The following is a 20,824-nucleotide window of genomic DNA, read 5'->3' as shown; positions in this document are numbered from 1 at the left end:
CAGATGCAGGCCATGAACACGACCGATAATCCGTCTCCCAGGACCGATCTGGCAGTGACCCACGTGTTGGCGCAGCTGCTGGAGAAGCTTGAGCACAGCGCCGTACCCGTTGGGGCGGAGCAGTACCGTTCCGTGGTCGAACACCTCGTGCATGAGTTCGAGGACGTCGAGCAGGGCGCCGAACTAGGTCGCCTGCTCGATGCCTATCCGGCCGCGGCCGAGGTCTACGAGAACCTCAATTACAAGCACGCCGGGCTTTGCCGCTCGGCGTTGGACGCTTCCCTAGCGGCCGAAATCGGTGCCCGGGAAGCCATTGCACGCGCAATGCGCCGTGCAGAACCGAACAGCAAGGACATGATGCATGGCGAAGGGTGAAGTGAAGACTGCGGTGGTGGCGGACGGCCTGCGCTACAAGTCGAAGGCGCCGGGCTCGCCGTTCCGCGCCTCGGCGTCGTTCAGCGGGGCGACCATGTCGTGCTTCATGTGCGGCAAGCACCGCGTGCGCTCCCAGCTGCGCACCCGCCAGGTGCTGGGCAAGTCGCAGACCGTGTGCGCGCCTTCGTGCAAGGCGCTGGACGAAGCCCTCGAATAGGGCCTTGGCGGCGCCTGATGGGGTACCCGGCTACCACATCGAGGAGGCATTTTGGCGACATTTCCTCGTGCATAAATCACGGAATGGGCTTCCACGTCGCGGGTAATCGCTATACAGTTGGACACAAATGATGCATGTAATTGCATGTAATCAAAAGTCCTATTAGTAGCTGATTTCCAATGAATTGCTGCCACGCCGTCCGTACCCCCTGCGGGCTACGGAATTCAACCTTTGCCAGGGGGTTCTGCCATGGGTAAGTCGCGCCACGTCGTCATGCAGGTGGTCCGGCGTTCCTCCGGCAGCGCGACGCACCACGTCGAATTCCTGATGGACGACAACTTCGCCGAGCGCCTGCGCCAGCTGCGCTCGCTCGTGCCGCCGCTGGGCAGCCTCAACAAGCAGCGCGACCTGGTCATCGACAAGGTGCGCGTGCGCCTGCCCAACGCCATCTGGCGATCGGGCAACGAGATAGAGATGGACGGCGGCGTGGACGGCTCCTGCATCGTCATCGCGGCTGAAGGCTCGTTCAACTGCGGCGGCAAGGACCGCAAGACGCGCGAGAAGCTCGTGACCTACAACTTCTCGATCGCGCGCCTGATCGAACTGCACGCCGAGCGCCCCGAAGGCGAAACCATCTACATCCGCGACGGCGTGTTCGCCAACGACGAGCCGGCCGAGTCGCCGGCCGGTCGCTGGGTCGCGTCGATGCACGAGCTGGAAGTGGTGATGCGGGTGCCGGATGCTCCATCCGACTTCGACACCCTGCACGATCTGCAGATGCGCCCCGAGCACCAGCAGGCCGGTGGCAACACGACGACCCGCGCCACCTTCTTCTGAGCGATTGAGCGCGGTCCGACGCCGTCAGCGCGCGGCCGCTGCCTCGGGTGCCACGCCCACCGGCGTGTACTGCGCCCGGTTATCCGCGAGCCAACGCTCCGACAAGCTGCTGTCCTGCTGCATCGGATGGAAATCCGCGCGCAGGTAGCTGCGCCAGCCGGCAACGTTGCCGCGCAGCAGGCCGTTGCGACCCAGCAGGATGCGCGCGGCGCTTTTCCAGGTCGCCCATTTCCACAGCTGCTTTTCGTGGCGCAGGTTGTCGACGGTCTGGCGCATCAGGTCGCCCAGGAACATCATCGTGACGCGGCGGAACCAGCGCGTGCGCCACTCGTCGGAGCCGCCCGCGGCCCGGTAGATGTCGAAGGCCACGCTCTTGTGTTCCAACTCCTCGGCGCTGTGCCACAGCCACATGGTGCGCAGCCGGGGCTCGGCCCCGTCGAGGATCTCGGGGTGGGCCAGCAGCCACTCGGCGAACATGGCCGTGAAGTGCTCGGTGGCCGCCGTCACCGCCAGCGCATGGCGCGGATCGGCGCCTTCCATCAATTCCATGCGCTTGCTGGCGCGAGCCGTCCAGCGGTCGACCAGGCCCTGGTTCTCGAGATGGTTGTTGAAGAGCGAATGGATGCGCCGGTGCGTCGCTTCCTGCCCGATGAAGCCGCGCACATCGGCCTTGTGCTGCTCCTGCACCTCCGCCGGCAGCGTGGCGACGGCGTCGCGTACCGCGTCGATGAAGAACTGCTCGCCGAAGGGAAAGCTCATCGACAGCGCATTGAAGAAAGCAGTCGAGAATGCGTCGCCGCCGCACCAGTCGCGGGCAAAGGGCGGTTGCAGGTCGATCAGCAGGCGGCGGACAACGAGATCGGTCATGAAAACAAGCCTCGGAAAAGCACGGTCGGCGTGGGTGGATCTGTTGGTACAACTCAGTACCGCGAGTCGCCATGTTGCAATTGTGAATTGGTACTGTCAAGTACCTGATCGTAGGAAAATGTGCCGTCCATGAGCGAAACCATCGAAAAAGCGGCTCCCTCCAAGTCTGCCGAGGGCCCCGGGAGCGAGCACTATGCGCGCCTGCTGCAGGGCATGGCGCATGCCGTCGCGGCCAAGGGCTACGCCGAAACCACCATTGCCGACATCGTGCGCGAGGCCGCCGTGTCGCGCCGCACTTTCTACGAACACTTCAGCACCAAGACCGAGTGCCTGATCGCGCTCTACGAAACCGCCAGCCGCCTCGCGCTGCAGACCGTGAGCGAGGCCTTCGACCCGGCACAGCCGTGGCACGCGCAGGTCGAGCAGGCGATGACGGCGTACTTCGATTACCTCGCCCAAGACCCGGTGCTGCTGCGCACGCTGTTCGTCGAGATCCTGGGCCTCGGAATGCCGGGGCTAGTGGTGCGGCGAAGGGTGAACGACGAGATCGCCAACTTCATCCAGGTCGCCATCAACACCAGCAGCAACGGCAGCGCGGAGGGGCCCGCCGTGCACCTCACGAGCGAGATGGCGATGACGGTGGTGGGGGGCATCAACGAACTGGTGCTGCAGGCCATCGAGCAGAACCGCGCGGGCGATCTGCGCGAGCTGGTGGCGCCCGCCACGCGGCTGGTGCGGGCCGTGGCGGCCGAGAGCCGGCGCTAGGCCTGCTTCGGCGTCGTCGCGGCCAGCCGCAGCGTCAGCAGGCCCGCCAGGGTCAGCGACAGCAGCACGCCGAGATAGGGCAGCACGTCATGCAGCGGCGCTCCCATCTGGTTGAGCCGCAGCGAGGCCTGGATGCCCGCCGTGCTCGGAAAGAGCCAGCGCAACGCCTGCAGCGGCTCCGGCAGGGCTTCCACGGGCCACGAGAAGCCCGAGAGGAAGGCCATCGGCAGCGCGGTGAACAGCAGCACCTGCAAGGCCCGCTCGCGGTCGCGGAACCAGCAGCCCAGCAGCAGGCCCAGCGTGCAGATCGCCGGCACGTAGAAGGCGAGCAGCACCAGCGCTCCCCACGGATTGCCGCCGCGCGGATAGTCCTGCAGGAAGAACACCCAGCCGAAGTAGAAGACGCCGCTCAGGAAGCCGAAGCCCGACAGCGCCCCGAGCCGCCCCAGCCACGCCCCCATCGAGGCCCGCAGCCGTCCGGCCTCGGCCCAGGTGCCCGCCAGCATCGCCACGCCCATCAGCAGCGTCTGCTGCAGGATCAGCAGGGCCACCGCTGGCACCACGTAGCTGCCGTAGCCCTCGGTCGGGTTGAACAGCGCGACGAGCTGCGTGCTGAGCGGACTGCGGCTGCGCGCCGCCTGGATCGCGCTCTGGCCACCGGACTGCAGCTTGCGGATCTCCACGCCCGCCGACACCGTGCCCACGGCCTCCGAGAAGCCGTACAGCACCGCCTTGTTGAGCAGCGCATAGGCCCCGTTGCCCTCGATGGTGACCACCGCCGAGGTGCCGCGCAGCACGTTGCGCTTCAGGTCGGCTGGCAGCAGCGCATAGCCTTCGATCTCGCCGCGCCACAGCGCCTGCTGCGCCTCGCCCACGTCGCCCGTGACCATGCGCACGTCCAGCCGCGGATTGGCCAGCGCGAAGCGCGCGATCTGCCGCGACAGCGCGGTGTGATCCTGGTCGACAACCGCCACCGGCACGCGCGTCACGGCCTGCGTGCCGTAGGGCCACGGATAGAAGAAGCCGTAGATGATCGGGGCGAGCAGCATGATCAGCAGCACGCCCTTGTCGCGGAGCACGGCGAGCGCCGTCTCGCGCCATGCGCTGCCGAAGCGAAGCGGTTCGGTATCGCTCATCGTCCACCCCAGCTCTCGGGCGCCCCGGCGGCACGCACCAGCGCCGCAGCGGTGACGGCGAGCAGCACGCCAGTGCCCAGCACCATCCACAGCGGCGTCGCCACCGAATAGGCCACCGGCGCGCCCATCTGCAGCTGCTCCATCTGCACGCGGATGTAGTGCGTGTAGGGCAGCAGGTTGGCCCAGACCTGCGCCAGCAGCGGCATCGCGACCAGCGGAAAGCCCACGCCGCCGAACGCGAAGGCCGGCGCCGTGATGAAGCCCGTGGCCGAGAGGGCGGTACGCAGCGAGCGCGTAAGCCCCGCCACGAAGGCCCCCAGCGCGATCGACAGCGCCAAGAAGACCACCAGCGCGAACAGCGTCCACCCCAGCGACCCGACCGGGTGCCACCCACGTCCCGCCGTGATCCACAACATCGCCGCTAGAGCGACGGCCGAAAGGCTCGCGAACGGCAGCACCAGCTTGCCCGCCAGCGCGGCCAGCGCTTCATGCCACCGCGGCGAGGCGCCCAGCCATCCGCCAATGCTGCGGTCACGAAGCTCGCGGCCCACGGCCCAGGCCCCGGCCGTCATCGCGAGGATGTGCAGCAGCGCCGGAATCAGCGCGGCGCCCAGGAACTGCTCGTAGTCGGTCGATGTGTTGAAAAGCGCCACCATGCTGGCCTTGATCGGCTCCATGCTCACGCGCGCGGCCTTCATCGACTCGCCGCGCTTGTTGCGCACCGTGAGCTCGACACCGCCGGAGACGGTGGCCACGGCGGTGCGCACGTCGCGCTGGATCAGGCTCGAGTGCGTGCCGAGCTGCGCGTTGTGCAGCAGCACGACCTGGCCGACGCGGCCCTGCTTCACGTCGCGGCTCAGTTCGCGCGGCAGCTGCACCGCCGCGTCGACCGCACCGCTGGTCAGGGCGCGCGCCATCTCGCCTTCGTCGCTGTAGCGCTGCGTCACGCGCAGGCCCGGGGTGGCGTCCAGGAAGCGCACCACCTGCCGCGAGAGCGAGGAGTGGTCCTGGTCGAGCACGCCGATCGGCAGCCGCTCGGGCAGGCCGGCCGAGAAGATCCACCAGATCAGGAACACCGCGAGCAGCGGCACCCACGAGATCATCGCGAGGTCCCACGGTCGCGTGCGCAGCAGCGCGAACTCGCGCCCTGCGCTGGCGGTGGAGAAGCCGCGGAGGCTCATCGAAGGAATCCGTGTGTCGCCGGGTCAGTCCACCAGCACGCTCATGCCGGGCCGCGCGCCTTCGATGGGCTTGAGCGGCCGCGCGCGGACCTCGAAGGTGCGCACGTCGAAGCCGGTGCCGCCGCGCGTGGCGCGCCATGTCGCGAAGTCGGGCAGCACGGCGCTGTAGTAGACCTTGAAGCGGGCAGTGCGCTTGCCCTCGGGCAGCGCGGGCAGGTGCGCGTCGAATTCGTCGCCCAGCGCGAAGCGCGAGAGCCGGTCCTCGCGGACGTTCAGCACCACCCACTGGTCGCTCAGGTCGACCACCGTGACCACCGCCACGCCCTGCGGCGACAACTCGCCGACCTTCGCCAGCACCTTGGCCACTTCACCGCCCACCGGGCTGCGCAGCTCGGTCTCGGCCTTGGCGGCTTCGGCCTCGGCCACCACGCCGGCAACCTGGCGCGCCTGCGCGCTGGCGGCAGCCTTGTCCTCGGGGCGGGCGCCGGTGCGCGCCATGTCGTACTGCGCCTTCGCCGCGATGGCGGCATCGCGCGAAGCCTTCCAGTTGGCTTCGGCCTCGTCGCGCTTCTGGTCGGCCACCAGGCCCTCGCGCGCCAATCCGTCGACGCGGCGGAAAGAGGTCTGCGCGAGTTGCGCGGCTGTCTCGGCGCGCTGCCATTGCATGCGCGCCATTTCCACTTCCTGCGGGCGGGCGCCGTTCTGCGCCTTCTCGGCGACGGCCTGCGCGGCCTGCTCGGCGGCGGTGGCTTGCGCGAGCTTGGCGCGCACCTCGGGGCTGTCCATGCGTACCAGAACCGCGCCGGCCTGGATGCGGTCGCCTTCCTTCACGGGCACTTCGGCGACACGCGCCGTCACCTTGCCGGCGACGTCGGTCTCGCGCGCTTCCATCTGGCCCTGGAACACTTCCGGCGCGGGCCGCGACGCGCGCCAGAAACCCCAGACGAGCACCGCCAGCACGAGCAGGGCGGCGAGTATCGCGATCAGTTTTCGGGTCTTGGCACTCATCATCAATTCACCTTCACGTCGGCACGCGCGATGTAGTCGGAAAACCTGTCTGAAAGCCCCGCGCTCTCGAGCAGCTGCGCGAGCGCCTGCACGTAGTCGTTGGCGGCTTGCGCGCGTTCGGTCAGCACCTTGGCCTGGTTGGTTTCGGCGTCGATCAGGTCGAGCGTGGTGCTTGTGCCTTCGCGCAGGCCGGCGGTGCGCAGCTTCACCACCTCCTGCGCGAGTTCAACGGATGCCTTCATCTCCAGGTACTGGCGTCTCGCGTTCTCCAGCGCGCGCCAGTTGCGCTCGACCAGCAGCGAGATGTCACTGCGAGCCTGCGCATCGGTGCGCTCGGCCTGCTCGACCTGCTTGAGCGACGCGGCAGAGAGCATGTCTCGGTCGACCGAGTCGTACAGCGTCCAGCGCACGCCGACGCCGGCCACCCAGTCGGCGTTGCCGCTCTTGAGCTCGCGCGTGCCGAAGGCGATCACCTGCGGGCGGCGCAGCGCTTCTTCGCCTTCGTGCAGTTGCTCGGCCTGCGACTTCTTGGCCGCGACCTTGCCCAGGCCCGGGTGCCGCGTGAGCGCCGAATCGATGAAGTAGCCCAGCGGCTCGATCGGCGTGCTGATGAGAAAGAGCGGCGTCTGCGGCGCCACGCTGCCGTCCGCGCGCACGGTGCGGGCCAGCGCCACGGAGGCGAGCGCCGCGTCGTTCTCGGCCTTGCGCGCGTTGCGGCGCGCCTCTTCATACGCGGCGCTGGCCTGCAGCCGCTCGACGCGCGAGATCACGCCGGCCGCGAGCATCTTCTGCGCCGCCGAATCGTGCTGCGCGATGGTGCGCTCGGCCTGCAGGCGCAGCGCGGCCGCACGGCGTGCGAGCTGCGCGCCGAAGTAGCGCTGCACGAGCAGGGTGTCGACCTCGTGGCCGGCCTGTTCGGCATCGGCCTGCGCCTCGCGCGTCTGGGCCGACACGAAGCCGCGCACCGCGTCGGTCGCGCCGCCGATGTAGATCGGCCACACGGCCGAGATCGAGGCGTTGGCGCCGCTGTCGTGGCGGTTGAGCGTGTAGCTGTTGGGCAGTTGCGGGATCGGCACGCGCGTGATCACGCTCTGGATGGAGGAGGGCAGCGACGAGCCGATCTGCCCGAGCTTCTGGTTGAGCGGATCGAGGTCGAGGTTCAGGTTGGCGTTGTAGGCATAGGCCAGCCCCGAGACGCTGATCGACGGGCCGCCCAGGCCCTTGAGGCCCTGGCTCTGCAGCTCCTTCGCCTCGACGGCCGCGCGGGCCGCGGCCAGCTTGTCGGAGCGGTCGATCATGCGGGCGCGGGCCGCGTCGAAGCTCAGCGAGAGGGCGTTGTCGCTGCCGGCCTGGGTCTGCGCGAAGGCTGGGCCGCACAGCACGAACAGCGCCGGCAGCAGGTGCGGCAGGCGCTGAAGGAAGGGGCTTCTGGCGTGGTGGATCGGTGTCATCTTTTCAGGTGGCCTTGCGGCGCAACAAGGCATCCAGTTCCTGCTGCAGGATCACGGGGAACGCGGCCTGCACCGCGCCGGTGGCGAGCCCGCGCGCCTGCTCGAGCAGCTGGGCCGTGCGCTGGGCGTCGATGGCGTCGCCGCTCAGCAGGCTGTCGGCCAGCGTGCGCAGCCAGTGGCGTGCCACGGTGCGCAGCGTGCGGGCCATGGTTTCCTGCATGCTGATCGCCTCCTCCAGCGGCAGGCCGAGCGCCGCGAGCTGCTCGGCGACCTGGCCGAGCGCGGGGCTGAGCATCTGCACCTGGCCGTCAGGCAGCTCGCGCATGAGGCCGGCCCTGGTGGCACGGGCGAGCAGGGCGGGCGTCATCTGGCCCTTCCACTTCGCGGCGAGCGCGTCGGCCGAGACCACCACCGGCTCTTCTTCGGCGAAGAGGCTGCCCGAGACGGAGCGCGCCACCGCCACGAGGTCGCGCCAGGCCGAGGCCGGCGCGCGCCCGAAGATGCGGCGGATGGCTTCGATGCCGAAGCCCTGGTCGCGCAGTTCGCGGATCAGCGCCAGGCGCTGAACGTGCTCGTCGCCGTACAGGCCGAGGCGGCCGCGCAGCCTGGGCGGCGGCAGCAGGCCGGCGGTGGTGTAGGCGCGGATGTTGCGCACCGTCACGCCGGTGCGCGCGGCCAGTTCCTCGACGGAGAGTTCCTGGAGCGCATCGGTGACGGCTGGCGTGTTCATGTGACGGATTGAATGTTACATCATCAATGTCGCATAAGAAATTCAGACCTGGATCGTCGGCTTGTAGTCCGCCGGCAGCACTTCGTTCCACTTGCCGAAGAGCGCCATCAGCCCGACCGCCACAGTGCCCGACAGCAGCACCGCGCCGCAGGCATGTGCCCAGCCGTTGTCGAAGGCGCCGAACATCACGGCGCGGAAGGCCTGCACCACCCAGCTGAAGGGCAGCCAGCCGTGCACGTCGCGGAAGAAGCCGGCCGAGAGCTCCACCGGCAGCACGCCGCCGCCGGCGGAAAGCTGCAGCGTCAGCAGCAGCACGGTGAGGATGCGGCCGAAGTCGCCGAACACGTGCAGGATCGCGAACAGCACCACCAGGAACACCAGCGAGGCCAGCGCCATCGTGAGCGCCAGCGCCGGCACGTCCGGAGCCTGCACCCGCAGCACGCCCACCAACGTGGCCAGCACCAGCACCACCTGCAGCAGCACGATCAGCGCCGGCATGGTGATCTTGCCCAGCGTCTTCGCGAGCTTCGGATAGTGGCTGTGGTCCGACAGCACGATGCGGATGTTGAACAGGTAGCCGGCCATCACCGCGCCGATCCACAGCGCCACCGACACCATGTTGGGCACGAAGGCGCTGCCGTTGTTGGCTACCGGCGCCACCACTTCCACCTTGGGCTCGACCGAGTCGGCCAGCCCCGAGGCACTGCCCTGGATGCGGGTGATGGAGGCGGGCAGGGCTGCTTCGATGGTGCGCACGCCGGTCGACAGGCGCTCCGCACCCTGGGCGAGCTGCGCGCCGCCCTGCACGAATTCGTCCAGCTTCCGGTCTGAGGGCAGCTTGCCGGACATCGTGTGGATGCCGGTGGCGAGCGCCGTCATGCCGTCGGTGAGCTTGCCCACGCCGCCGTCGAGGGCCGTCGCGCCGGTCGCCAGCTTGTGGTTGCCGTCCTGCGCCTTCGCCATGGCGGCCTGCGCCTGGTCGATGCCGCCGCGCAGCTTGTCCGCGCCGGCGGCGAGTTCGGCCGCGCCCTTGGAGATGCGGTCGCCCACGAAGGGGATGTCGGCCGTGTCCTTCTGCATCCTGCGGGCGCCATCGCCGAGTTGGCTGGCGCCGCCTTCCAGCTGCCCGAGCCCGTCGCCGATCTGCGCGAGCCCGCTGCCGAGTTCGCGCTGGCCCGATGCGAGCTGCTGCGAGCCGGCCTTCAGCGCGCGCAGGTCCGCGTCGGCGGGCAGCTTCGACTCGATGGTGCGGATGCCGCCGTTGACCTGCTTGAACCCGCTGCCGACCTGCTGCGCCGCCGCGCTGTACTGGGCGGCGCCGTTCGCCAGTGTCTGGCTGCCGTCGCGCAGCTCCAGCAGGGCCTGCTTGAGCTTTTCGAGCCGCGCCTGCGAGCCGGAGGCCGCGTTCAGCACCAGCCCCCAGCGCTGCTCGTTGAGCATCTCGTTGACCTGGTGCCCCAGTTCGCCCGCGAAGCGCCGCGCCAGGCCGGCGGAGCTGTAGTTGTTGCCTTCGGAGGTGTAGACCACCAGCTGCCCCGCGCCACGCTGCGTGCCGGGCACCGCGTTGGCGCTGAAGTCGGGCGGGATCAGCAGCGCGAAGGCCAGCGCGCCGCGTCGCACTTCGGCGCGCGCGGCTTCTGCGTCGTCCATCGCGCGGAAGCCGAAGGCGCGCTTCTCGAGCAGGGTGCGCGTGAGGTCGTCGCCGACGTTGACCGTGCGCGACATGTAGGTCACGCCCCGGTCCTCGTTCACGATGGCCGCGGGCAGGTCGGCCGTGTGGCCGGCCGGGTCCCACACGCTCGAGAGGTAGATCAGCGCATAGATGGCAGGCACCACGCCGACCGCCACCACGGCCAGCAGGATGCGGGGAAAGCGCCGCACGATCGCCAGCTCGGCCCGGGCGATGGCCCAGGTGCCGGCGCACAGTGCGTGGAGGTATCGCATGGGGCTAGGAGGTCTGCAGAAGCGCCATGACGGTGGAAACGCGCGGAGAAGCGGAGAAAGCCTCGATCAGCCCGGCTTTCGCTGCGCGGGGTCGTAGAAGAACTGCTCTTGTGCGATGCGGTCGCCTTCCCAGCGCTGCCAGGCGATCTCCTCCATGCGCATCTTGCCGCCGCCCTTGAACGTGAATTCGAAGATCCAGTGGATCGCCACGTGGTCGCCGTTCACCAGCACCGGCCGAACGCAGGTGGAGATTACCGATTCGGTGCGGTCGAGCACGGCGGTTTCCTGTGCCACCAGCGTGCTGCGACCGCGCCGCGGCTCGGCCTGGTTTTCGCGCATGGTGGCATCTTCGGTGTAGTAGTCCTCGATGGCCTTGGCATGCGCGCCGCCTTCGACGGCGGCGATGAATGATTCGAGTCGTTCGGGTGTGGGCATCTTTCAGTGATCCATGGCGCAACGCACCTTCTGCGGCATATGAGGCTCAAGCGGATCGTGCGCGAGACACCGCGGAACCGGCTTTGCCGGGCCGCAGGTGTCGCCCCCGGCGAGGGGGTTGGCGAAGCGACACGAAGTGCGCGAAGCCTGGGGGAGTGTCATGTCATGACTTTACTTTGACTTCGACGCGGCGTGCCTCGGTCGGAGGGCCGTCCGCCTGCGATTGCTCCGGCTTGGCCAGCTCGATCTTGTCGGCGGGAGCGCCGGCAGCCTTGAGCGCATCGCTCACGGCCATCGCGCGCTGCTTGGCGAGCTCGGCGTTCTTCGCCGGGTCGCCGCTGGCGTCGTGGTAGCCACTCACGAGCACGGTGCTGCCGCTCTGCACGGCCTTGATGACGTCGCCCAGCGCCTCCTTTGCGTTGGGTGCCACCTCGGAGCTGGCGCTCGCGAAGTAGAACTTCACGACGCCGTTCTCGACTTTCACCGCGGCGGCCTCGGCGGCCGATACGGCACCCGATGCGACCACGGCCGCAGGCGTCGACGGCGCCGTGGCTGCCGGAGCCGTGACGGCAGGCGGCGTCGGCACCTTCGTGGGCACGGCAGCCCCCGCATCGCCCGCATGGAACTTCACCACCAGCGGCACGATGAGCAGCGCCACGATGTTGATGATCTTGATCAGCGGGTTCACGGCGGGGCCGGCCGTGTCCTTGTACGGGTCGCCCACGGTGTCGCCGGTGACGGCGGCCTTGTGCGTCTCGCTGCCCTTGCCGCCGAAGTGGCCGTCCTCGATGTACTTCTTGGCGTTGTCCCAGGCGCCGCCGCCCGTGCACATGCTGATGGCGACGAAGAGACCCGTGACGATGGTGCCCATCAGCAGCCCGCCCAGTGCCTTCGGCCCGAGCACCAGGCCGACGATGATCGGCACCAGCACCGGCAGCAGCGAGGGAATCATCATTTCCTTGATGGCCGCGCCGGTCAGCATGCCCACGGCCTTGCCGTACTCGGGCTTGCCGGTGCCTTCCATGATGCCGGGGATGTCGCGGAACTGGCGGCGCACTTCCTCCACCACCGCCCCGGCCGCGCGGCCCACGGCCTCCATGGCCATCGCGCCGAACAGGTAGGGAATCAGGCCGCCGATGAAGAGGCCGACGATCACCATCGGGTCGCTCAGGTTGAAGCTGATCGCCTGTCCGAAGCTCTCCAGCTTGTGCGTGTAGTCGGCGAAGAGCACCAGCGAGGCCAGGCCGGCCGAGCCGATGGCGTAGCCCTTGGTCACGGCCTTGGTGGTGTTGCCGACCGCGTCGAGCGGGTCGGTGACGGCGCGCACGCTGTCGGGAAGCTCGCTCATCTCGGCGATGCCGCCGGCGTTGTCGGTGATGGGGCCGTAGGCGTCGAGCGCAACCACGATGCCGGCCATGCTCAGCATCGACGTGGCAGCCACCGCAATGCCGTACAGGCCCGCCAGCGAGTACGAGGCCAGGATGCCGATGCACACGAAGATCACCGGCCAGGCCGTGGAGCGCATCGACACGCCCAGGCCCGCGATAATGTTGGTGCCGTGGCCCGTGGTCGATGCCTGAGCGATGTGCTGCACGGGCTTGTACTGCGTGCCGGTGTAGTACTCGGTGATCCACACCAGCGCGGCCGTGAGGGCGAGGCCGACGAAGCAGGCGCCGAACAGCTTGAGCTGGCTGCCGCTCGCGGCGATCGCGTTGTCGGGGATCAGCCAGCTGGTGACGAACCAGAACGCGATCAGCGACAGGATGCCCGACACCGCCAGCCCCTTGTAGAGCGCCGGCATCACGTTGACCATGCCCGGCGAGGCCTTCACGAAGAAGCAGCCGATGATCGAAGCGATGATCGAGACGCCGCCCAGCGCCAGCGGATACAGCACCGCATTGGTGGGGGCCGCGGTGACCATCAGCGCGCCCAGCACCATCGTGGCGATGAGCGTCACGGCGTAGGTCTCGAACAGGTCGGCCGCCATGCCGGCGCAGTCGCCGACGTTGTCGCCCACGTTGTCGGCGATCACGGCCGGGTTGCGCGGGTCGTCCTCGGGGATGCCGGCTTCCACCTTGCCCACCAGGTCGGCGCCGACGTCGGCGCCCTTGGTGAAGATGCCGCCGCCCAGCCGCGCGAAGATCGAGATCAGCGAGGAGCCGAAGGCGAAGCCGATCAGCGGATTGAGGACGGCCGAGAGGCTGTGCCCCGCGGCCGGCGTGCCGCTGCCGATCAGCACCCAGTAGAAGGCCGACACGCCCAGCAGGCCCAGCCCCACCACCAGCATGCCGGTGATGGCACCGCCGCGGAAGGCGACGTCGAGCGCCGGGCCGATGCCTTGCGTGGCCGCCTGCGCGGTGCGCACGTTGGCGCGCACCGAGACGTTCATGCCGATGAAGCCGCAGGCCCCTGAGAGCACCGCGCCAACGACGAAGCCGACGGCGGTGGTGAGGTCGAGGAACACGGCGATCAGGATCGCGAGCACCACGCCGACGATGGCGATGGTGCTGTACTGCTTGGCGAGGTAGGCGGAGGCGCCGGCCTGGATGGCCGCCGCGATCTCCTGCATGCGGGCGTTGCCGGCGTCCTTCGCGAGAATCCAACTTCGGGCCCAGAAACCGTAGGCCACGGCCACGAGACCGCAGACGATGGCCAGTATCAGGGGGGTGTTGCCGATCATGCTTTGCTTCTCCATTCGTTCGTTGTGACTAGTGGAGACGGACAGCATGGGCCCTTGCGTGCAACGCGTACGGGACCATGTTTTCCGCCGCGTTGCTTCCTCGAAGCTCACTGCACCGTGGGTGCGGAGCCGATTGGCCAACGGTTGCAATTTACAGGCAAAAACAGATGCGTGTGCGACCGGCCGGTGACACGGAAAGTAAACTCCGGGTTTGTCCCCATTCGTCTCATACTTTTCAACTACTCGAAAAACGTCATGTCCTTCGACAAAGTTTCCCCCGGCAAGAACCTGCCCGATGCCTTCAACGTCGTGATCGAAATCCCGATGAACGCCGACCCGATCAAGTACGAAGTGGACAAGGAATCGGGCGCGATCTTCGTGGACCGCTTCATGACGACGGCCATGTACTACCCCGCCAACTACGGCTACGTGCCGCAGACCCTGTCGGGCGACGGCGACCCGGTCGACGTGCTGGTGATCGCGCCGTATCCGCTGCTGCCGGGCGTGGTGGTGCCGTGCCGTCCCCTGGGCATCCTGATGATGGAAGACGAAGCCGGCGTCGACGGCAAGGTGCTCGCCGTGCCCACCGACAAGGTACTGCCCATCTACAGCCACTGGAAGTCGGTGGACGACGTGAACCCGATGCGCCTGAAGGCCATCAGCCACTTCTTCGAGCACTACAAGGATCTCGAAGCGGGCAAGTGGGTCAAGGTGCTGGGTTGGGAAGGCATCGACTCGGCCAAGAAGGAAATCCTGGACGGCGTCGCCAACTACAAGAAGTAACTTATTCGTTCTCGAAGGGCGAGCGGCGCGGGTCGCGCGCGAAGCTGCCGGTCAGCGACGGCGCGCAGCCCGGCCCGTCCGAAACGGTGACCCTGTCGGTGTCGAACTGCAGGGTGCGGGTGCAACCCCCGGCCTCCCGCACCACGAGGCGCCGTTGCCCGTCGAGCACGTTCTTGCCCTGCAGCAGCATGTTGCCGCGCGGATCGGGGCAGACGTAGAGCTGGATGTCCAGCGTGCCGCCCACCTCGGGCGTCACATCGAGGAAGCGGCCGTCCTTCGGGCACCGGCCCTCCACATAGCGGCCCATCCATTGCAGCAGCGGGTGGCTCAGGTAGGTGATGCGCCGCTCGTAATCCCGTTTCAGGCATTCGGTGTCGCCGCGGCATTCGCGGTTGCGAACGACGATCCAGTCGCGCTGGTCGCGTTTCAGGAAGGTGGGCCACTGGCCCGTGCCGGGCATCTCGACCTGCCGCTTGTAGAGCGCGGCCATGGCTTCGTCCTGCCGTGAGAGGCCGGGGTCGGCGCAGATCGCCTTCTCGGTGGCGTTTCCGGCCTTGGTGCAGTCGAAGCTGGCGGCCATGGCCAGCGGGGCGACAGCGAAGAAGCAGAGTGCCGTGACGGCCCGGCGTGTGAATGTCTGCATGCGGGGTTCTCCTCGAAGCCGATGCTAGGAGAGGCCCGCCGCGCCGTCGATGTGCCAAACGGACAAGGGCGCTATGCCCTTGGACAGAGAGAGAAGCAGGGCAGGGGTGTCAGCTGCGGACGGCGTCGCTGGCCAGCCGCATCCATTCGCGATTGACCGAGCGTGCGTGCGAGTTCCAGTGGCGCGCGGCCTGCTGGAGCTCGTCCCACTGGCGCTGCGCGCCGGCGGCATCGCCTTGCTGGGCGAGCCACGCGATGTAGCGGGCGCGTGCCTCGACGGTGTTGTAGCGGCTCAGTGCGTCCTCGAAGGCCTGTTGTGCTTCCGCCTGGCGGCCATCGGCGGCGAGGGCACGTGCGGTGAGCACCGCGACTTCGTCCTTGCGGTAGTCGTCGCGCGTGGCGCGCAGGGCCTGCAGCGCCTGCAATGCCTCGTTGCCGGCAGTCGCTCCGCCTGCGGCCAGAAGGGCGCTGGCGAGGCCGAATTGCAGTTCCGGATCGGAGGCCAGGGGGCCTTTCAATGCATCGCGGTAATGGCCGACGGCATCGGCTGCCTGTCCCTTGTCGAGAGCGGCCTTGGCGAGGCGCAGCTTGTTCTGCGCGGTTGGCGCGAGGTCGTAGGCCTCGGTGGCCGCTCGGTACTCGCGCTCGGGGTCGATGAAGCCGATGGCCGCGTTCGCCACCTTGCCGGCGGTGCGCTGCATGCGCGATGCGGGCAGGTACTCGACCACGAAGTACACGATGCTGCCGAGCAGCGGGAAGCTGAAGAGGATGAGCAGCCAGTACATCTGCTTGCCATGGCGCATCGCATGCACGGCGAAGAACAGCGCGATGAGGACGTGCAGGCCCAGTCCCAGGAATGGCATCGATTTCTCTCTGAGTTGTTGTGGATGTCGGGCGCTTTTATAGCAGTCCCGAATGGCACTCAGACTGACTTGAAGGGGCTGCGCTCGCCCAAGTGGTCCATGTAGTTCTCGATGCCCGCGCCCTCGCGTTCGAGAAAGCGCTCGACCGCATCGGCGAACGACGGGTGCGCCAGCCAGTGGGCGCTGGTGGTCTTCACCGGCATCAGCGCGCGTGCCATCTTGTGTTCGCCCTGCGCACCACCCTCGAAGCGCTGCGCGCCGTGCTCGATGCACCAGGCCAGCGGCTGGTAGTAGCAGGCCTCGAAGTGCAGGCAGTCGACACGCTCCAGCGCGCCCCAGTAGCGGCCGTAGGCCACCAGGGGCCTGTCGGGCTGCGTCGACAGTGCGATCAGGCTGCTGGCCATGGGCTTGCCGTCGCGCTCGGCGATGAACAGCAGCCAGGCCTCGGGCATCGTGTCGGCCATGCGCCGGAAGAAGTCGCGCGTGAGGTAGGGCGGGTTGCCGTGCTCGCGGTAGGTGCGCTCGTAGCAGCGGTAGAAGAAGTCCCAGTCGGCCTTGCTGATGTCGGCGCCGCGCGACCAGCGGAAGCGCACGCCGGCATCGGCCACCTTGCGGCGCTCCTGGCGGATCTTCTTGCGCTTGTCGTGGGAGAGGCTGGCGAGGAAGGCATCGAAGTCGGCGTACTGCGCGTTCGTCCAATGGAATTGCACCGTGTTGCGCAGCATCAGGCCCGATTCGGTGCAGGCGGCGATGTCCGCATCGGCGCCGAACAGCAGGTGCAGCGACGACAGCTCCAGCTGCTTGCACAGGGCGACGAGGCCCTGCACCAGCAATGTGCGGCTCTCGGCATCGCGCGCCAGCAGCCGTGCCCCGGGCACGGGCGTGAACGGCACCGCCACCGTGGCCTTCGGGTAGTAGGCCAGCCCGTGCTGCTCGTAGGCGTTGGCCCAGGCCCAGTCGAAGACGTACTCGCCGTAGGAATGGTCCTTGACGTAGAGCGGGCACGCAGCCTGCAACTGCTCGCCTTGCCACAGCGTGACGAACTGCGGCATCCAGCCGTTGTCGGGCGTGGCGCTGCGGCTGTCGTTCAGGGCCGTGAGGTATTCGTGGCGCATGAAGGGCGACGGCTCGGCCTGGGCGGCCAGCAACGCGTTCCATGCTTCCGGGCTCACGTCCGACGGAGACGGCAGAACCCGAATGACATAATCGTTCAAGCCTTTTTCTTCCTTCTGTATGACGCTCAAGCTCGCCATCGCGCAACTCAATTTTGTGGTGGGCGACCTCGCCGGCAACGCGAAAAAGATCGTCGATGCCGCACGCAATGCCCATGCCCAGGGTGCGCGCCTCCTGCTGACGCCCGAACTCTCGATTGCCGGCTATGCGGCGGAGGACCTGTTCCTCCGTCCCGCCTTCACCGAAGCCTGTGATGATGCCGTGAAAGGCATCGCCGCCGCTCTGGCCGACCTCAAAGACATGGTCGTGGTGGTGGGCCATCCGACCGGCGGCAGCCTGCGCAGCCGCTCGGTGGCGGTGCAGATGCGCCACAACGCGGCCAGCGTCATCAAGGAAGGCCGCATCCTCGAGACCTACGCCAAGCGCGAGCTGCCCAACTACCAGGTGTTCGACGAGCGCCGCTACTTCACGCCGGGGCAGGGCACCTGCGTGTTCGAGGTGGAGGGCGTCTCCGTCGGCCTGCTGATCTGCGAGGACGCCTGGTTCGACCAGCCCGCCGAACTGGCGCGCGAAGGTGGTGCCGAGGTGCTGGCTGTGATCAATGCATCGCCGTACCACGTCGGCAAGGAGGGCGAGCGCGTCGCGCGCATGGCCGATCGGGCACGCGCCGTGGGGCTGCCGCTGGTCTACGCGCATCTGGTGGGCGGGCAGGACGAGGTGGTGTTCGACGGTGCCTCGTTCGCGCTGCAAGCCGATGGGGCTACCGCCATGCAGGCCGAGAGCTTCCGGGAGAAGCTGGTTTTTGCTGAGGTGGAGCGCAAGCCGCAGGGTGGCGTGGGCTTCGTAGCCGAGCCCGGTGCCATCGCGGCGCCGCGCGACGCCGAGGCCCAACTCTGGGACGCCCTCGTGCTCGGCGTGCGCGACTACATCGGCAAGAACGGTTTTCCGGGCGCCATCCTGGGGCTTTCGGGCGGCATCGATTCCGCACTGGTGCTCGCCATCGCGGTCGATGCACTGGGCAAGGACAAGGTCCGTGCGGTGATGATGCCTTCGCCTTACACCGCCGACATCAGCTGGATCGACGCGCGCGACATGGCCAGCCGCCTGGGCGTGCGCTACGACGAGATTTCGATCAAGCACACCTTCGAGTCCTTCAAGGGCGCGCTGGCCGAGGAGTTCAAGGGCAGGCCCGAGGACACCGCCGAGGAAAACATCCAGGCCCGCATCCGCGGCACGCTGCTGATGGGGCTGTCGAACAAGTTCGGCTCCATCGTGCTCACCACCGGCAACAAGAGCGAGATGGCGACCGGCTACTGCACGCTGTACGGCGACATGGCGGGCGGCTTCGCGGTCATCAAGGACCTGCTCAAGACCACGGTGTTCGCGCTGGCGCGCTGGCGCAATGCCCACGATCCGTACGGCACGGGCACCGAGCCGATTCCCGAGCGGATCATCACGCGACCGCCCAGCGCCGAGCTGCGGCCCGACCAGACCGACCAGGACAGCCTCCCGCCCTACGACATCCTCGACGGAATCCTGGCACGCTACATGCAGGACGATGAGGGCATCGACGAGATCATTTCGGCCGGCTACGAGCGCGCCGTGGTCGAGCGCGTCGCGCGGCTGATCAAGATCAATGAATACAAGCGGCGCCAGGCGCCGGTAGGAATCCGGGTCACCCACCGAAGCTTCGGCAAGGATTGGCGTTACCCTATCACCAGCAAATTCAACGAAACCGCCGGAGCGCAAAAACCATGAAGCAGATCACCGCCATCGTCAAACCCTTCAAGCTCGAGGACGTGCGCGAGGCCTTGGCCGAAGTGGGCGTCACCGGCCTGACCGTGACCGAAGTCAAGGGTTTCGGTCGCCAGAAGGGGCATACCGAACTCTACCGCGGAGCCGAATACGTGGTCGACTTCCTGCCCAAGATGAAGGTCGAAGTGGTCGTCAACGAGGCCGATGTGGAGCGCTGCATCGAGGCCATCGTCAATTCGGCGCGCACCGGGAAGATCGGTGACGGGAAGATCTTCGTGACCGGGGTGGAGCGCATCGTGCGCATCCGTACAGGCGAGGAAAACGAAAACGCCGTCTGACTGAAAGAAAAAAAGCCCCGCTGGCGGGGCTTTTTTCGGGGCGGATCAGAGGTTTTCCGAGAGCCTGTCTTCGCGCGGATGGAGCGGCACTTCGGCTCGCAGCGCGGTGAGCAGTTCGGGCACTTCGGTGCCGGTGCGGATCAGGCCCATCTGCCAGTCGCCCATGAAGCCCTCGCGCACGCTGTGCGCCAGGAAGGCGAGCAGGCCGTCGTAATAGCCGGCGGTGTTGAGGATGCCCGTGGGCTTGTCGTGATAGCCGAGCTGGCGCCAAGTCCAGATCTCGAACAATTCCTCGAAGGTGCCGATGCCGCCCGGCAGGGCAACGAAGGCATCGGCGCGCTCTCCCATCATGGCCTTGCGTTCGTGCATGGTGTCGACCACGTGCAGTTCATCGCACAGGGGGTTGGCCAGTTCCTTGTCGACCAGGGCCTTGGGGATGATGCCGACGACGCGTCCGCCGGCCTGGCGGGTGGCTTCGGCCACCGTGCCCATCAGGCCGGTGCGTCCGCCGCCGTAGACCAGCTGGCCGCGATGCTGGCCGATCCATCGGCCGACCGCCTGAGCGGCTTCAGTGAATTCGGGACGCTCGCCGGGGCGCGAGCCGCAATACACACAGATCGAAAATTCAGGAGTCATCCCGCCATCATGCCGCAGCCGATGGGCCCTCTCATGACATGAAGCGCTGCCACAGCGCCGCCGCCCAGATGCCGCCGCACAGCGTGAGCGACAGCAGCACCGCGGCGCTGCCCATGTCCTTTGCGCGCTTGGAGAGGTCATGCCACTCGGGGCCGATGCGATCGATGGCGGCTTCCACCGCGGTGTTGAGCAGCTCGACGATCATCACGAGGACTGCGCTGCCCGCGAGCAGCGCCACTTCGACCCAGCTGCGCCCGAGCCAGAAGGAGGCCGGGATCATCACGATCGACAGGATGGCTTCCTGCCGGAACGCGGGTTCGCTCCAGCCGGCACGCAGGCCGTGCAGCGAGATCAGCGTGGCATGCCACACGCGCTCGAAGCCCTTGCGGGCCTTCTGCGGGTTGACGGCGGGATCGGGAAGCTTTGGCACGGCACTCATCGGCGGCTCATCGGTTTGGAAGTGATGAGCCGTGTACCGGCCCAGGAGTCGTGCCAGAACTGGCGGTCGGGGTGAAAGCGCGCCAGCAAGGCCCAGATGGCAACCCAGCCGAAGATCAGCACGGTCGATTCGCCACCCGACAGTTTGAACGGCGCAATGGCGGCCAGCGGCGGCAGGAACCAGACCCAGCTCAGGAGGTAGCGCGCGAGTGCCCGGCGCTGGCTCACGGGCTGGCCGTGCAGGTCGACGATGCGGATGTTCCAGGTTTTCATGGCGAGGGTCTGGCCCTTGGTCCAGAACCAGACGAAGTACACGCCGAATACCACGAAAAGAAAAGCCTGGAGCAGATGGCGCCGCGAATCCATGGCGTCGCGCATCTGGCCCAGCGTGCTGAAGAGCCAGCCGGAGACGAACACCACCGCGAACAGCAGCATGCCCTCGTACAGCCAGCAAGCCATGCGGCGCCAGAGGCCGGGCACTATCGAAACGGGAGCGCTGGTGGCTGGATTGGCCGGCGAGGCAGGCTGATCGGGACCCGAAGCCTCGGGGGAACTGGATGCCATCGAAGC

The 20,824-nt window shown here is 67.8% G+C and carries 22 protein-coding genes; 7 read left to right on the top strand and 15 right to left on the bottom strand.

Features of this window, described 5'->3' with window-relative positions; translation table 11 throughout:
- Window positions 1-3 precede the first annotated feature (3 nt).
- The 3 genes from EJP69_RS04675 (at window position 4) to EJP69_RS04665 (ending at window position 1,429) form a co-directional block, all read left to right on the top strand.
- Window positions 4-375, top strand: a complete 372-nt coding sequence (locus EJP69_RS04675) for a hypothetical protein (protein ID WP_126468857.1) — start codon at window positions 4-6, stop codon at window positions 373-375.
- Window positions 362-592, top strand: coding sequence for a hypothetical protein (locus tag EJP69_RS04670; RefSeq protein WP_019653008.1), 231 nt, complete (start codon window positions 362-364; stop codon window positions 590-592). Before EJP69_RS04675 ends, EJP69_RS04670 begins: the two co-directional genes overlap by 14 nt.
- Window positions 593-841: 249 nt before the next feature.
- A complete protein-coding gene (locus tag EJP69_RS04665) occupies window positions 842-1,429 on the top strand; it encodes a hypothetical protein (RefSeq protein WP_093195516.1) in 588 nt (195 codons plus the stop codon).
- Window positions 1,430-1,453: 24 nt separating this feature from the next.
- Here EJP69_RS04665 and EJP69_RS04660 read toward each other — a convergent pair whose 3' ends face one another.
- Window positions 1,454-2,296 carry a metal-dependent hydrolase gene (locus EJP69_RS04660; protein WP_126468856.1) on the bottom strand — a complete coding sequence of 281 codons (843 nt, stop codon included), beginning with the start codon at window positions 2,294-2,296 and terminating at the stop codon, window positions 1,454-1,456.
- A gap of 129 nt (window positions 2,297-2,425) precedes the next feature.
- Here EJP69_RS04660 and EJP69_RS04655 point away from each other — a divergent pair, with 129 nt between their 5' ends.
- The gene (locus tag EJP69_RS04655; RefSeq protein ID WP_093195514.1) at window positions 2,426-3,061 is read left to right on the top strand and encodes a TetR/AcrR family transcriptional regulator; all 636 of its coding nucleotides are present in this window, start codon (window positions 2,426-2,428) and stop codon (window positions 3,059-3,061) included.
- Here the strand turns inward: EJP69_RS04655 and EJP69_RS04650 are convergent.
- The 8 genes from EJP69_RS04650 to EJP69_RS04610 all read right to left on the bottom strand — a co-directional run bounded on the left by EJP69_RS04650 (window position 3,058) and on the right by EJP69_RS04610 (window position 13,626).
- On the bottom strand, window positions 3,058-4,197 hold the full coding sequence (locus EJP69_RS04650) for an ABC transporter permease (RefSeq protein WP_126468855.1): 1,140 nt from the start codon (window positions 4,195-4,197) through the stop codon (window positions 3,058-3,060). The genes EJP69_RS04655 and EJP69_RS04650 overlap by 4 nt on opposite strands.
- On the bottom strand, window positions 4,194-5,378 hold the full coding sequence (locus tag EJP69_RS04645) for an ABC transporter permease (RefSeq protein ID WP_126468854.1): 1,185 nt from the start codon (window positions 5,376-5,378) through the stop codon (window positions 4,194-4,196). The genes EJP69_RS04650 and EJP69_RS04645 overlap by 4 nt, the downstream gene beginning before the upstream one ends.
- A 24-nt stretch (window positions 5,379-5,402) precedes the next feature.
- Window positions 5,403-6,389 (bottom strand): HlyD family secretion protein, encoded by a 987-nt coding sequence (locus EJP69_RS04640; RefSeq protein WP_093195511.1) that lies wholly within the window; start codon window positions 6,387-6,389, stop codon window positions 5,403-5,405.
- Window positions 6,389-7,837: a TolC family protein gene (locus tag EJP69_RS04635; RefSeq protein WP_126468853.1), complete on the bottom strand. Its 1,449-nt coding sequence runs from the start codon at window positions 7,835-7,837 to the stop codon at window positions 6,389-6,391. The genes EJP69_RS04640 and EJP69_RS04635 overlap by 1 nt, the downstream gene beginning before the upstream one ends.
- A gap of 4 nt (window positions 7,838-7,841) precedes the next feature.
- Entirely contained in the window at window positions 7,842-8,567 is a 726-nt protein-coding gene (locus tag EJP69_RS04630) for a MerR family transcriptional regulator (protein ID WP_126468852.1), read from the bottom strand.
- A gap of 42 nt (window positions 8,568-8,609) precedes the next feature.
- Window positions 8,610-10,511, bottom strand: coding sequence for a YhgE/Pip domain-containing protein (locus EJP69_RS04625; RefSeq protein WP_126468851.1), 1,902 nt, complete (start codon window positions 10,509-10,511; stop codon window positions 8,610-8,612).
- 66 nt (window positions 10,512-10,577) lie between these two features.
- Entirely contained in the window at window positions 10,578-10,946 is a 369-nt protein-coding gene (locus EJP69_RS04620; RefSeq protein WP_093195508.1) for a nuclear transport factor 2 family protein, read from the bottom strand.
- A gap of 163 nt (window positions 10,947-11,109) precedes the next feature.
- Window positions 11,110-13,626: a sodium-translocating pyrophosphatase gene (locus tag EJP69_RS04610; RefSeq protein WP_093303266.1), complete on the bottom strand. Its 2,517-nt coding sequence runs from the start codon at window positions 13,624-13,626 to the stop codon at window positions 11,110-11,112.
- A gap of 255 nt (window positions 13,627-13,881) precedes the next feature.
- On the opposite strand from EJP69_RS04610, the gene ppa reads away from it, so the two are divergent.
- Window positions 13,882-14,409: an inorganic diphosphatase gene (gene ppa / locus EJP69_RS04605; RefSeq protein WP_093195507.1), complete on the top strand. Its 528-nt coding sequence runs from the start codon at window positions 13,882-13,884 to the stop codon at window positions 14,407-14,409.
- 1 nt (window position 14,410) lies between these two features.
- On the opposite strand, the gene EJP69_RS29410 is transcribed toward ppa, so the two are convergent.
- From EJP69_RS29410 to EJP69_RS04590, 3 genes are all read right to left on the bottom strand, one after another.
- Window positions 14,411-15,052 (bottom strand): lysozyme inhibitor LprI family protein, encoded by a 642-nt coding sequence (locus EJP69_RS29410; protein ID WP_170217041.1) that lies wholly within the window; start codon window positions 15,050-15,052, stop codon window positions 14,411-14,413.
- Between the two features lie 109 nt (window positions 15,053-15,161).
- Window positions 15,162-15,914 carry a hypothetical protein gene (locus EJP69_RS04595; RefSeq protein ID WP_126468850.1) on the bottom strand — a complete coding sequence of 251 codons (753 nt, stop codon included), beginning with the start codon at window positions 15,912-15,914 and terminating at the stop codon, window positions 15,162-15,164.
- A 59-nt stretch (window positions 15,915-15,973) separates the two neighbouring features.
- Entirely contained in the window at window positions 15,974-17,128 is a 1,155-nt protein-coding gene (locus tag EJP69_RS04590) for a GNAT family N-acetyltransferase (RefSeq protein ID WP_126468849.1), read from the bottom strand.
- 19 nt (window positions 17,129-17,147) lie between these two features.
- On the opposite strand from EJP69_RS04590, the gene EJP69_RS04585 reads away from it, so the two are divergent.
- Both EJP69_RS04585 and EJP69_RS04580 read left to right on the top strand, forming a co-directional pair.
- Window positions 17,148-18,845, top strand: a complete 1,698-nt coding sequence (locus EJP69_RS04585) for an NAD+ synthase (protein ID WP_126468848.1) — start codon at window positions 17,148-17,150, stop codon at window positions 18,843-18,845.
- Window positions 18,842-19,180 carry a P-II family nitrogen regulator gene (locus EJP69_RS04580; protein ID WP_056518066.1) on the top strand — a complete coding sequence of 113 codons (339 nt, stop codon included), beginning with the start codon at window positions 18,842-18,844 and terminating at the stop codon, window positions 19,178-19,180. The genes EJP69_RS04585 and EJP69_RS04580 overlap by 4 nt, the downstream gene beginning before the upstream one ends.
- A 45-nt stretch (window positions 19,181-19,225) precedes the next feature.
- Here the strand turns inward: EJP69_RS04580 and EJP69_RS04575 are convergent, their stop codons facing one another.
- From EJP69_RS04575 to EJP69_RS04565, 3 genes are read right to left on the bottom strand one after another with little or no spacing between them, the layout of a single operon-like run.
- Window positions 19,226-19,816 carry an LOG family protein gene (locus EJP69_RS04575; RefSeq protein WP_126468847.1) on the bottom strand — a complete coding sequence of 197 codons (591 nt, stop codon included), beginning with the start codon at window positions 19,814-19,816 and terminating at the stop codon, window positions 19,226-19,228.
- Between the two features lie 31 nt (window positions 19,817-19,847).
- A complete protein-coding gene (locus tag EJP69_RS04570; protein WP_093195501.1) occupies window positions 19,848-20,255 on the bottom strand; it encodes a diacylglycerol kinase in 408 nt (135 codons plus the stop codon).
- Window positions 20,252-20,818 (bottom strand): RDD family protein, encoded by a 567-nt coding sequence (locus tag EJP69_RS04565; protein WP_093195500.1) that lies wholly within the window; start codon window positions 20,816-20,818, stop codon window positions 20,252-20,254. Before EJP69_RS04565 ends, EJP69_RS04570 begins: the two co-directional genes overlap by 4 nt.
- Between the last annotated feature and the right edge of the window lie 6 nt (window positions 20,819-20,824).

This window comes from Variovorax gossypii (genome assembly GCF_003965815.1).
GTDB classification, from domain to species: domain Bacteria; phylum Pseudomonadota; class Gammaproteobacteria; order Burkholderiales; family Burkholderiaceae_C; genus Variovorax; species Variovorax gossypii.
This window is presented reverse-complemented; position numbering and strand designations above follow the sequence as displayed.